Genomic DNA, 12,069 nt, shown 5'->3' with positions numbered 1-12,069 from the left:
GGAGGAGTGCCATGACGACGTATGTCATCTCGGTGCCGGGCACGTTCACCGGCGCCGTCCAGGACGGCACGAAGGACGAACTGGCCCGGGCACTGCGCCCCGCGGATCCGCACCGCACCCACCTGGGAGACGAGGAGGACCTCGACGCCCTCTCGGTCAACGAGGACGGCACCTTCACGGTCCGCCTCACCGTCGAGGCGGACACCGCCGCCCATGCGGAGGGCCGCGCCCGGGAGGTCGCCGACTCCGCCCTGCGCGCGGTGGGCCTGGACGGCGGCAGCGCGCCCCTCGGACCCCCGGTGGTCACCGGTATCGACTCCGACGTCTGACCCGGCCGCAACGGCACGGGTACATGACGGAGCCGGGAGTGGCCCGGCTCACATGGCGTACCGGGGGCGGCGCCGACACCATGGTCTCGTCACCCGGCAGGCTGAAGGGATCAAGAATGTTCCGCAAGGTGCTGGTCGCCAACCGCGGTGAGATCGCGATCCGTGCATTCCGCGCGGGCTACGAGCTCGGCGCGCGCACCGTCGCCGTCTTCCCGCACGAGGACCGCAACTCGCTGCACCGGCTGAAGGCCGACGAGGCCTACGAGATCGGTGAGCCGGGACACCCGGTGCGCGCGTATCTCTCCGTGGAGGAGATCGTCCGCGCGGCCCGCCGGGCGGGAGCCGACGCCGTGTACCCGGGCTACGGATTCCTGTCCGAGAACCCCGAACTGGCCCGCGCCTGCGAAGAGGCAGGCATCACGTTCGTCGGACCGAGCACACAGATCCTCGAACTGACCGGCAACAAGGCCCGGGCCGTGGCCGCCGCCCGCGAGGCCGGTGTGCCGGTCCTCGGCTCCTCCGCGCCCTCCACAGACGTGGACGAACTCGTCCGCGCCGCCGACGACGTCGGCTTCCCCGTGTTCGTCAAGGCGGTCGCGGGCGGCGGCGGGCGCGGCATGCGCCGCGTCGAGGAACCCGCCCAGTTGCGCGAGGCCATCGAGGCGGCGTCCCGGGAGGCCGCCTCCGCCTTCGGCGACTCCACGGTGTTCCTGGAGAAGGCCGTCGTCGAACCCCGCCACATCGAGGTCCAGATCCTCGCCGACGGCCGGGGCGACGTCATCCACCTCTTCGAGCGGGACTGCTCGGTGCAGCGCCGCCACCAGAAGGTCATCGAACTCGCCCCCGCGCCGAACCTCGACCCGGCCCTGCGCGAGCGGATCTGCGCCGACGCCGTGAACTTCGCCCGGCAGATCGGCTACCGCAACGCCGGCACCGTGGAATTCCTCGTCGACCGCGACGGCAACCACGTCTTCATCGAGATGAACCCGCGCATCCAGGTCGAGCACACGGTCACCGAAGAGGTCACCGACGTCGACCTCGTCCAGTCCCAGTTGCGCATCGCCGCCGGCGAGACGCTGGCCGACCTCGGTCTCGCCCAGGAGAACATCACCCTGCGCGGTGCCGCACTCCAGTGCCGCATCACCACCGAGGACCCGGCCAACGGCTTCCGCCCGGACACCGGCCGGATCAGCGCCTACCGCTCACCCGGCGGCTCGGGCATCCGACTCGACGGCGGCACCACCCACGCCGGTACGGAGATCAGCGCCCACTTCGACTCGATGCTGGTCAAACTCTCCTGCCGGGGCCGGGACTTCACCACCGCCGTGGGCCGCGCCCGGCGCGCCGTGGCCGAGTTCCGCATCCGCGGCGTCGCCACCAACATCCCCTTCCTCCAGGCGGTGCTGGACGACCCCGACTTCCAGGCCGGCAAGGTCACCACGTCCTTCATCGAGCAGCGCCCGCACCTGCTCACCGCCCGCCACTCCGCAGACCGCGGTACCAAGCTGCTCACCTACCTCGCCGACGTCACGGTCAACAAGCCGCACGGCGAGCGACCCGAGATCGCCGACCCGCTGACCAAACTGTCACCGCTCGCCGCCGGTGAACCCCCGGCCGGCTCCCGCCAGCTCCTCGCCGAGCTGGGCCCGGAGGGCTTCGCCCGCCGGCTGCGCGACTCGCCCACCATCGGCGTCACCGACACCACGTTCCGCGACGCCCACCAGTCGCTGCTCGCCACCCGGGTGCGCACCAAGGACATGCTCGCCGTCGCCCCGCAGGTCGCGCACACCCTGCCCCAACTGCTGTCCCTGGAGTGCTGGGGCGGCGCCACCTACGACGTCGCCCTGCGCTTCCTCGCCGAGGACCCGTGGGAGCGGCTGGCCGCCCTGCGCGAGACCGTGCCCAACATCTGCCTCCAGATGCTGCTGCGCGGCCGCAACACCGTGGGGTACACCCCGTACCCGACCGAGGTGACCGACGCCTTCGTGCAGGAGGCCGCCGCCACCGGCATCGACGTCTTCCGCATCTTCGACGCCCTCAACGACGTCGACCAGATGCGGCCCGCCATCGACGCGGTACGGCAGACCGGCACCTCCGTCGCGGAGGTGGCCCTGTGTTACACCGCCGACCTGTCCGACCCGTCCGAGCGGCTCTACACGCTCGACTACTACCTGCGGCTCGCCGAGAAGATCGTGAACGCCGGCGCGCACGTCCTGGCCGTCAAGGACATGGCCGGACTGCTGCGTGCCCCGGCGGCCGCGACCCTCGTGTCCGCGCTGCGCCGCGAGTTCGACCTGCCGGTGCACCTGCACACCCACGACACCACCGGCGGCCAGCTCGCCACCTACCTCGCCGCGATCCAGGCCGGCGCCGACGCCGTCGACGGGGCGGTGGCGTCCATGGCGGGTACCACCTCGCAGCCCTCCCTGTCGGCGATCGTCGCCGCCACCGACCACACCGAGCGGCCCACCGGCCTCGACCTCCAGGCCGTCGGCGACCTGGAGCCGTACTGGGAGAGCGTCCGCAAGGTCTACGCCCCCTTCGAGGCGGGTCTCGCCGCACCGACCGGGCGTGTCTACCACCACGAGATCCCCGGGGGACAGCTCTCCAACCTGCGCACCCAGGCCATCGCGCTGGGCCTCGGCGACCGCTTCGAGGACATCGAGGCGATGTACGCCGCCGCCGACCGGATGCTGGGCCGCCTGGTGAAGGTCACGCCCTCCTCGAAGGTGGTCGGAGACCTGGCCCTCCACCTGGTCGGCGCCGGCGTCTCCCCGTCGGACTTCGAGGCGGAACCGGACCGGTTCGACATCCCGGACTCCGTCATCGGGTTCCTGCGCGGCGAGCTGGGCACCCCGCCCGGCGGCTGGCCCGAGCCGTTCCGCAGCAAGGCGCTGCGGGGCCGCGCCGAGGCCGGGCCGGTGGCGGAGCTGAGCGGCGACGACCGAACCGCGCTGGCCAAGGACCGCCGGGCGACCCTCAACCGGCTGCTGTTCCCCGGACCGGCGCGCGAGTTCGACACCCACCGGGCCTCGTTCGGCGACACCAGCGTCCTGGACAGCAAGGACTTCTTCTACGGCCTGCGTCCCGGGAAGGAGTACACGGTCGACCTCGACCCCGGCGTCCGGCTGCTCATCGAGCTCCAGGCGGTCGGCGACGCCGACGAACGCGGCATGCGCACCGTGATGTCCACCCTGAACGGCCAGCTCCGCCCGATCTCGGTCCGGGACCGCTCGGCGGCTTCCGACGTCCCGGTCACGGAGAAGGCCGACCGGTCGGACCCCGGCCATGTCGCGGCGCCCTTCGCGGGTGTGGTGACCCTCGCGGTCGCCGAGGGCGACGCGGTCGAGGCCGGCGCCACGGTGGCCACCATCGAGGCGATGAAGATGGAGGCCGCCATCACCGCCCCCAAGTCGGGCACGGTGAGCAGGCTCGCCATCAACCGGATCCAGCAGGTCGAGGGCGGAGATCTCATCGTCCAGCTCACCTGAGCCGGGCACTCGGCTGCCGCCGCCCGGGTGCCGGACCGGCGGCAGCCCCCGCTCCGGTCACCCGGGCGGCGTCTCGCGCGAGCGCCCCCTGGCGGCCAGGACGGCGGCGACCGCCAAGAGCACGGCGGTCGCCGCGAGCGTGAGGGCCGTCCAGCTCATCCACACGTAGTCCGGGTCGCTGGAGTACGTGGTGCCGTCGTCGAGGACACAGTCGAACCGAAGCGGCAGGTAGGAATACCGGTGGTGGGACAGTTCGGCGTCCGGGTCCGCGGCAAGGCTCTCCCGGCAGGCCGGGGCGGGCACGGAGTCCGCGCCGTCACCGACCTCCAGTGCGGAGGTCAGGACGGCGGTGAACCCCAGCGCGTAGACACTCGCCGCCGCGGCGGCGGCCGTGCCCGCGGCGCGGCGCAGCAGATGCACCGGCCAGGGCTCCGGCCGGCCGGGCAGCGCCACCGCGACGACCGCGCCCAGCCCGGCCAAGGCTCCGACGGCGCAGGCGGCGGATACGCCGAGGCCTACGAGCACCGCTCAGGCGTTCTTCGGAGCCGCCTGCTGCACCACCTCGAAGGACCACACCGTCGACCCGCTCGCCGCGGGCTTCGGACGCTCGCCGCCCTCCGCGCCGCCGCCCTGGTGCGCCGCCTTCATCGGCCCCTCCATCCAGGCCTGGAACGACTCCTCGTCACGCCAGCGCGTGTAGACGAGGTAGTCGTCGGTGCCCTCCACCGGCCGCAGGAGTTCGAACCACTCGAACCCGTCGGAGCTCTCCACCGCATGGGCCCGCGAGGCGAAGCGCTTCTCCAGCGTCTCGCGCTGCTCGGCGGGGACGGTCAGTACGTTGATCTTGACTACGCTCATGGCACCATCCTGCCGCATGCCGCCGTCAGCACGCCTCGCGCCAGACCCCGAGCTCCGGTCTCTTCAGCATCGACGACAGCCCGAGCCGGCGTGACTCGGGACAGAAACCACGGGTCGGCTCGCTGTACTCCACGTGGAAGACCGCCTTGCCCGCCTCGACGAACGGCGTGAGCCGCGCGCACTCGCCGTACTCGGCGCACTGCTCGTTGACCGCGAAGTCGAAGTCGTCCACCAACTGCGGGATCTGCGGCAGGTCGTTCTTGAGGCCCACCGCCAGACCGCGTTCGTGGGCGATACCGGCGATCATGCGGTTGTACGCCAACTGGTCCCGGGAGGTGAGCGGGAAGCCCGTCTCGTCGGCGTATCCCTCGACCAGGTCGGGTTCCACCGCGTCGAACCCCTTGTCGCGGCACATGTCGAACCGCCGCTCCATGATCGGCCGCAGTACGGAGATCCGGCGGATGTCGAGCCAGCGCTCGCCCCGCCAGCCGTTGGGCTCGCCCAGCACCGCACGGGGGAAGGCGTTCCGGTCGGGCCGGAAGCTCTCCCAGGCGCCCACGTTGACATAGCAGATCACCCTGCGTCCGGCGCGGTGCAGCCGGTCCACGTCGGCCGCGTCGTTCTCGAAGCCGTCGATGTCGTAGACCGGCACGTCGGCCGACGGGTCGACCTTCCCGTCGAGCTGCCACTGCCAGGCCAGCCCGGGCCGGGGCTGCCACACCGCGGCGGCGGACGGGCCCGGCGCCGGCGGGCGGTCCGCACCGGAACACCCGGTCACCACCGCGACGCACAGGGCGGTCAGCGACGCGGCGAGCGCCCGTCCCCTCCTCCTCGTCCTCCTCATCGCCCCGCTCCGGCCAGTACGGGGGTCAGTCGGGACCACGGATTGGGCGGTTCTCCCGTCACGGGTCCGCAGACCGCGGCGCCGCGCTCGTGCGCGGTGCGCACGGCGAGCGGGGTTAGCGCCTCGGGCACCCCGTACACCAGGTGGCAGAACCGCTCGGGCGGATGGCGCAGCGTCCAGTCGGGCCGGCTGAACGCGGACACGTAGGCGGACCAGGGCCCCTCGAAGGTGACGACGAGATCGGCGACCCGCGCGTAACCCGGTGCCGGGTGGACCCCCGGGTTCAGCACGACGGGACCCGAGCCCCGCCGGCGCAGACCGCGCACCAGCGCCCTGTAGGCGGGCAGCTCGGTCGCGGCCGCGCTCACCCGGTCCAGGAAGCACCCGTCGGCCGTGTACCACTGGCGGTGCCGCCGGACGTCCTCGGCGACCTCGGCCGCCGGACGCGTGCCGTAGTCCGTGTCGACGTAGCCGAGCAGACGGGCGCCCGCCGCCCGCAGCGCGCCGGCCGCCGCGGCGAAGGCGGGATCGGGTGCGTCGCCCGGCCCGTTCGCGGGGTTGATGACCACCCCGTAGGTGCGGCCGGCCGCCGCGATGAGCCGGTGCCAGGAGCGCGGGTCCTCGGCCGGGTGGACGTACAGCGGGATCAGCAGGCTCACGACGGACGGTCGCCTTCCGGGGTGCGGGACGGTGGGCGGGCGCCTGCCGACCACAGCGCGGCCAGTGACTCGTCCAGCGAGTACGACGGCCGCCAGTCGAGTGCGGCCCGGGCGGCGGCGATGTCGGAGCACTGCCAGGACACCTGGTGCGAACGGGCGGGGCCGGCTCCCTGTTCCTCGATCCGGCCGCGGAAGCCGGCGGTGTCCGCGAGCGTGCGCACGAGGCGGCGCACCGGGACGGCGTCGCCGCCGCCGATGTTGAGCACGCGCGGCAACGGCCCGGCCGCGGTGACCGCGCGCTCGACCGCCCGCGCGACATCGCGTACGTCCACGAAGTCCCGGTACGCCGACAGGTCGCCCAGCCGGAGCACCGCCTCCGGGTCCGTGCCCGCGGCGCGCAGCAGTCCGGTGACCCGGCCGGGCAGACCGGAGGGCGGTGCGCCGGGCCCCACCGGGTTGCCGATCCGCAGGACCACCGCGTCCAGCTCGGCGGTGGCGACCGTGACGCTGCCGGCCAGTTTGGTGGCGCCGTAGGCGGTGAGGGGGCGGGTGGCCGCCGACTCGGGCACCGGGACCCGCTCGGTGCCCGGCCCGTACTCGGCGGCCGAACCCAGATGGACGAGACGGGCCGTGGGGCGGGCCCGGCGCAGCGCCGCGCAGAGGGCGGCCGGGCCGCGGGTGTTGAGCTCGGCGAGCGTCACCGGATCGCCGCCGGTCGCGCCCGCGCAGTTGACGACGGTGTCGACGGCCGCCGACGCCAGGGCCACCGCGAGCCGGTCGACCGGGTCGGTGGCCAGGTCGCAGCGGACGTCGGCGGCGGGGGAGCGGCCGCCGCCGAGGACCCGCGCGCCGGGCAGGGCGCGCAGCCGCTCGGCGACGTGGCCGCCCAGATATCCGGTGGAACCCAGGACGAGGATGCGCATGCGGTGCTCAGGCTCCCTTGAGCAGCAGGGCCTTGCGGCTGGTGAACTCCGCGTTGGCCCGGTCGTAGTCGTCGGGGCGGCCGATGTCGAGCCAGTAGCCGTCGAAGTCGTAGGCGTGCGGCGGGTCGTCGGCGCGCAACAGGTCGAGCACCAACTCGTCGAAGCCCAGGGGCAGCCCCGCCGTGTAGCCGTCGAGCGTCGCCCGGGTCAGTCCGTACACGCCCATGGAGACGCGGTAGTCGGTGCTGGGCTTCTCGGTGAAGGCGACGACCCTGTCGGCGTCCGTGGTCAGGACACCGAAGTCGATGTGCACCTTCCTGGCGTACGTCGCGATGGTCAGCGGGGCGCCCGAGGCGCTGTGCCGGCGCAGGACGTCGGCGTAGTCGAGGTCGGTGAGGACGTCGCCGTTCATGACCAGGAAGTGCTCCGGCAGCCGCTCGCGCATGGTGAGCAGGGGCCCCATGGTGCCCAGGGGACTCTCCTCGGTGGCGTAGTCGACGGTCAGGCCCCACTGCGAGCCGTCGCCGACGTAGGCGCGGATGATCTCGCCGAGGTGGCCTATGGCGATGGTGCAGCCGGTGAACCCGGCCGTGGCGAGCTGGCGCAGGACGATCTCCAGGATGGCGTGCTGGTCGCCGATGGGCACGAGCGGCTTGGGCAGAGCGGTGGTGTAGGGCCGCAGCCGGACGCCCTTGCCTCCGGCCAGGATCACTGCGTGCATGAGGTTCCCCCCTCGGTTCACGTGCCGGTCGGTGGTCAGATGTTGTAGATGCCGGTCTTGTAGCGGGCGAGGTTGGCCGGGTCGCGGAAGAACTCCACCGTGCGCGCGAGGCCCTGCTCCAGGTCGTGCCCCGGGCTCCAGCCCGTCGCCGCCCGCAGCCGGGACGCGTCGGCGACCAGCCGCATCACCTCGGAGTTCGCGGGGCGCAGCCGCCGCTCGTCCTCCCGTACGTCGAGGGCGGTGTCCATCACCTTGCCGATGAGTGCCACCAGGTCGCCGACGGAGATCTCGCCGCCGGTCCCGGCGTTGAACGTACGGCCCACGACCCGCTCGGCGGGTGCGGTGCCGACCGCCAGGAACGCCTGAGCGGTGTCCTTGACGAAGGTGAAGTCCCGGGTGGGACGCAGGTCGCCGAGCGTGATGGTGCGTTCCCCGGCCGCGACCTGGCCGATGACCGTGGGGATCACCGCCCGCATGGACTGTCGGGGGCCGTAGGTGTTGAAGGGGCGCAGCGTCACCACCGGCGTGTCGAAACTGGCGTGGTAGCTGTCCGCCAGCCGGTCCCCGCCCGCCTTGGACGCGGCGTACGGCGACTGGGTGTGGACAGGGTGGTCCTCGGTGATCGGCACGGTCCGCGCGGTGCCGTAGGTCTCGCTGGTGGAGGTGTGCACCAGCCGGGGCGTGCCCTGGGCGCGCACCGCCTCCAGCACGTTCAGGGTGCCGGTGACGTTGGTGTCCACGTAGCTGTGCGGTGCCTGGTAGGAGTACGGGATGGCGATGAGGGCGGCCAGGTGGTAGACGCAGTCGGCGCCCTCGACGAGACCGCGGACCGAGCCGGGGTCGCGGACGTCGCCCAGGACGATCTCGACCTGGGCGAGGACGTCGGGGGAGAGGGTCTCCAGCCAGCCGTAGGAGGAGAAGGAGTTGTACTGGGCCATGGCCCTCACCCGGTGCCCGGAGGCGACGAGTGCCTCGGTGAGATGGGAGCCGATGAATCCCTCGGCTCCGGTGACGGCGGCGAGCGGTGTGGCGGTCACGCGGGATCCTTCCGGTCGGTGGGTCGGTGGGTCGGTGGGTCGGTGGGTCGGTGGGTCGGTGGGTCGGTGGGTCGCGGTCGTTGGATGGGCCGGCGGGTCGGTCGGCGGGCCGGTCGGTGGATCGGTGGATCGGTTGGCGGCGATGCGCGGGGAGCGGGGGCGGTCCGTGCGGGCCCGGCGGCCGTACGGTGGTCCCGCCGAGGCCTCACGCATGGGCCGCCGGCCGGCCCAGCAGCCGCAGCACGCACACCGTGAGACAGAGCGCGGCGGCGCCGCAGCACAGGGGCAGGGCGGTCGCCGGGCCCGGTGACGGCCCGGCCAGGGAGACCGACCCGGCGCCGGCGGCCGCCGCGAGACACAGCGCGGCCGGAGGCCAGGCCACGCCGAAGGCCTGTAGCAGCAGCGAGGTCCACAAGGCCGCCGCGAGCAGCAGCAGCGTGACGGGTTCCGCGTCGACGAGCAGCGCCGCGGGCACCAGCGGTCCGAGGTACACCAGCAGGCAGCCCGCGAGGACCGCGGCCGAACGCAGCCGGAAACCGGCCGGCGTCGCGGTGGCCCGCAGCGCCGCCACCGACAGCCCGCGGTAGCGGTGGAGCAGCCACTCCGCCGGGCCCATGCTCAGGGTCAGCACGATCACCGCCCACGGGTGCTGACGGCCCGCCAGGAACACCAGCGCCCCGGCGGCCAGCCCGAACAGGCCGTACGGCAGCGAGCGGAGCGGAGGCGGGCGGACGGCGTCCGGCACGGGCGCGGTCGCGAGGGCGCCGCGCAGTGCCCAGCCGGCCGCGGCCACCGCGCCGAGGAGCGACAGCAACGGCAGCCCCGCCCGCAGGACGGCCCCGGGCTCCCACCACGGCAGCGTCACCGCACCGGCGATCACCGGCGCGAGCGCGGCCAGCAGGAGCCGCTCCCGGCCCAGCACGAGCAGCACACCGGCCGCCGCGAGGTAGCCCGACTGGGCCGCCACGGCCAGGGCCGTGGCGCCGGAACCGGCGAGGAGCGCCCCGGCCGCGCCCGCCGTGACGGCGCCCGTCGGCGCCCCCTTGAGCAGGGTGCGGCCCGCCTCCCGGCGACCGGTCGCCAGCCGCAGATACGCCCGGTGTCCCAGCGCCTGGTTCCAGGCCCAGGAGAGGAGCCCCGCCACCACCAGCGCCCGCACCGCGCCGTCCTGGGGAAGCAGGCGCCCGGCGAGCGCGTAGGCGAGACCCGGCAGCGCGAACAGCGCGCCGCGCAGCGCGCACCGCACGTGGTCGGGCCGCCAGGGGTCGGCGGGGCGCGGAGGGTCCGGGAAGGCGCGCGGTACGCGCTCGTACAGCGCCGTGGCGAGGGAGAACAGGCCGCGGTGCCCGTACCGTTCCTGGATCACCTCGCCGGTCAGCCCCTCGGACTCCAGCAGCGCGGCCACCTCGTAGGGATGGACGGCGGGTGCGATGCGGCCGGCCAGTTCGGCGGCCAGCCGGTCGACCGCGTCCCGCCGGTCGTCGTGACCGGGGCGGACCGGGGCAGGGGTGTGCCGGCCGGCCGCACGCAGGGCGGGTGTGCGGTCGTCCGCGAGGCGCAGCGCCAGCGTGTCCTGCTCCGCGCCGCCGGGTTCCAGGGCCATGGGTCCGCTCATCCGGTCGCGCTCCTCACCGGCGTGCCGGCCGCCGTCGCCGCCGCGTCCTCCTCGGCGGCCGCCGCGGGCGCGGCCGCACCGCCGAACGCCGACAGCTCCAGGTAGACGGACCGGAAGGTGTCGATGGTCTGACGGAGCGTGAACTGCTCGATCACCCTCAGCCGGGCCGCCTCGCCCATCGCCCGGCGCCGCCCGGCATCGCCCAGCAGCTCCAGTGCCGCGGCGGCCATGGCGGCCGGATCGCGCGGCGGGACCACGAGACCGGTGTCGCCGACGGCTTCCCGGACGCCGCCCACGTCCGTGGAGACGGTAGCCCGGCCGCAGGACATGGCCTCGATCAGGGTGAACGGGAAACCCTCGCTGATGCTGGAGAGCATCACGACGCTCCCGGCGGCGTACGCGTCCTTGATGTCCTCGACCCGGCCCTCGAAGGAGACGGCGTCACCGTGCCCCAGCTCCGCCGCCAGCGCCTCGCAGCGCTCCCGGTAGGCCTCGCCGCCGCGCGGGGTGCCGCCGAACAACCGCAGCCGCGCGGTGGGCAGTTCGGTCCGTACGAGGGCGAAGGCGCGGATCAGGGTCTCCAGGTCCTTGATCGGGTCGACCCGCCCGGCCCAACTGAGTACGGGTCGGGCCGGCTCGGGACCGGCGGGCGGGAAGGCGGCCGGGTCCACGCCGTTGTAGACGGTGCGTATGGACTCCGGTGCGGCACCGCCCTGTTCCTCCCACAGCCGGTTGTAGCGGTTGCCCGGTGTGATCAGGGCGGCCCGGCGGTAGGTCTCCTCGGCCAGCAGCCGGAAGAAGCCCAGCAGGAGCGCCTTCACCGGCCAGCGGTAGGGGGCGGTGCGGTAGCCGAGGTAGCGCTCGCGCAGGTAGACGCCGTGCTCCGTCAGCAGCAGCGGCACGCCGTGCCGCTCCAGTCCGGCCAGGCCGGGCAGGACCGCCACACCGCCGCTGACCGCGTGCGCCACGCCCTCCCGCGGGTACGGCGCGGCCAGCGGACGCAGCGCGTGCTCCAGCAGCGCGGTCGCGGTCACCGCGTCGTGCAGGGTGGGCCGGGCCTCGCGCACGGCCAGCCCCGGCCGGTTCCAGACGGCCGTCAGGACGCCGATCGCCCGATCCCCGCGCAGGAAGGGACTGAGCCGGCCGTCCGCGGCGGCCCGCGCCAGCCGGTACAGGGCGGGGGCGAACCCGTCCTCGGCGCGCGGGTCGAGCAGCGCGGTCACGAACCGCTCGTAGGCGGCGGCGAGCCGGTCGCGCTCCCGCCCGCGAGGCGCACGCCCTTGCGGTGCGGCCCCCCACAGGGGAACGGACACCACCTCCGAGACGTGCCCGGGGATGTCCCAGACGAGCGGTTCGCGCCCGGTGCCGGTGACGGCTATGACGTCGAAGTCGAGGTCGGGCATGCCGGTGACGAGCTGGTCGCACCAGACGCTCACGCCGCCGTGACTGTGCGGGTAGGTGCCTTCGGTGAGCAGGGTGACGCGCGACGCGCCGGAGCGTCGCGCGCCGTGGGGAACGTGCATGGATGTGCTCCACGGCCGAGGTGTGGGCTGATCCGGCCGGCTGACCGACCGGACCCGCGGTGGTGGGCG

The 12,069-nt window shown here is 74.0% G+C and carries 11 protein-coding genes; 2 read left to right on the top strand and 9 right to left on the bottom strand.

All coding sequences use genetic code 11. The annotated features are described in order from the left end of the window. Window positions 1-11: 11 nt before the first annotated feature. Together B1H29_RS02105 and B1H29_RS02100 are read left to right on the top strand one after the other, a co-directional pair. On the top strand, window positions 12-329 hold the full coding sequence (locus B1H29_RS02105; protein ID WP_055421396.1) for a hypothetical protein: 318 nt from the start codon (window positions 12-14) through the stop codon (window positions 327-329). 116 nt (window positions 330-445) lie between these two features. Further along, window positions 446-3,820 (top strand): pyruvate carboxylase, encoded by a 3,375-nt coding sequence (locus B1H29_RS02100; RefSeq protein WP_055421397.1) that lies wholly within the window; start codon window positions 446-448, stop codon window positions 3,818-3,820. A 57-nt stretch (window positions 3,821-3,877) separates the two neighbouring features. On the opposite strand, the gene B1H29_RS02095 is transcribed toward B1H29_RS02100, so the two are convergent. From B1H29_RS02095 to pelF, 9 genes are all read right to left on the bottom strand, one after another. Further along, entirely contained in the window at window positions 3,878-4,345 is a 468-nt protein-coding gene (locus tag B1H29_RS02095) for a hypothetical protein (protein ID WP_055421398.1), read from the bottom strand. 3 nt (window positions 4,346-4,348) lie between these two features. Then, a complete protein-coding gene (locus B1H29_RS02090; protein ID WP_055421399.1) occupies window positions 4,349-4,678 on the bottom strand; it encodes an antibiotic biosynthesis monooxygenase family protein in 330 nt (109 codons plus the stop codon). 25 nt (window positions 4,679-4,703) lie between these two features. Further along, window positions 4,704-5,522, bottom strand: coding sequence for an endo alpha-1,4 polygalactosaminidase (locus tag B1H29_RS02085; RefSeq protein ID WP_055421400.1), 819 nt, complete (start codon window positions 5,520-5,522; stop codon window positions 4,704-4,706). Next, entirely contained in the window at window positions 5,519-6,181 is a 663-nt protein-coding gene (locus B1H29_RS02080; protein ID WP_055421401.1) for a spherulation-specific family 4 protein, read from the bottom strand. Before B1H29_RS02080 ends, B1H29_RS02085 begins: the two co-directional genes overlap by 4 nt. Next, the gene (locus tag B1H29_RS02075; RefSeq protein ID WP_055421402.1) at window positions 6,178-7,104 is read right to left on the bottom strand and encodes an NAD-dependent epimerase/dehydratase family protein; all 927 of its coding nucleotides are present in this window, start codon (window positions 7,102-7,104) and stop codon (window positions 6,178-6,180) included. The genes B1H29_RS02080 and B1H29_RS02075 overlap by 4 nt, the downstream gene beginning before the upstream one ends. A 7-nt stretch (window positions 7,105-7,111) precedes the next feature. Further along, the gene (locus B1H29_RS02070) at window positions 7,112-7,825 is read right to left on the bottom strand and encodes a nucleotidyltransferase family protein (protein ID WP_055421403.1); all 714 of its coding nucleotides are present in this window, start codon (window positions 7,823-7,825) and stop codon (window positions 7,112-7,114) included. A 35-nt stretch (window positions 7,826-7,860) separates the two neighbouring features. Next, complete coding sequence (locus tag B1H29_RS02065; RefSeq protein WP_055421404.1) at window positions 7,861-8,862, bottom strand: GDP-mannose 4,6-dehydratase; 1,002 nt, start codon at window positions 8,860-8,862, stop codon at window positions 7,861-7,863. 205 nt (window positions 8,863-9,067) lie between these two features. Next, window positions 9,068-10,477: a hypothetical protein gene (locus tag B1H29_RS02060; RefSeq protein ID WP_055421405.1), complete on the bottom strand. Its 1,410-nt coding sequence runs from the start codon at window positions 10,475-10,477 to the stop codon at window positions 9,068-9,070. Then, complete coding sequence (gene pelF / locus B1H29_RS02055) at window positions 10,474-12,000, bottom strand: GT4 family glycosyltransferase PelF (RefSeq protein WP_055421406.1); 1,527 nt, start codon at window positions 11,998-12,000, stop codon at window positions 10,474-10,476. Before pelF ends, B1H29_RS02060 begins: the two co-directional genes overlap by 4 nt. Window positions 12,001-12,069 lie beyond the last annotated feature (69 nt).

Source organism: Streptomyces pactum, from assembly GCF_002005225.1.
In the GTDB taxonomy this organism is placed as follows: domain Bacteria; phylum Actinomycetota; class Actinomycetes; order Streptomycetales; family Streptomycetaceae; genus Streptomyces; species Streptomyces pactum_A.
The sequence above is the reverse complement of the archived record's forward strand: the minus strand, read 5'-3'. Positions and strand labels throughout refer to the sequence as shown.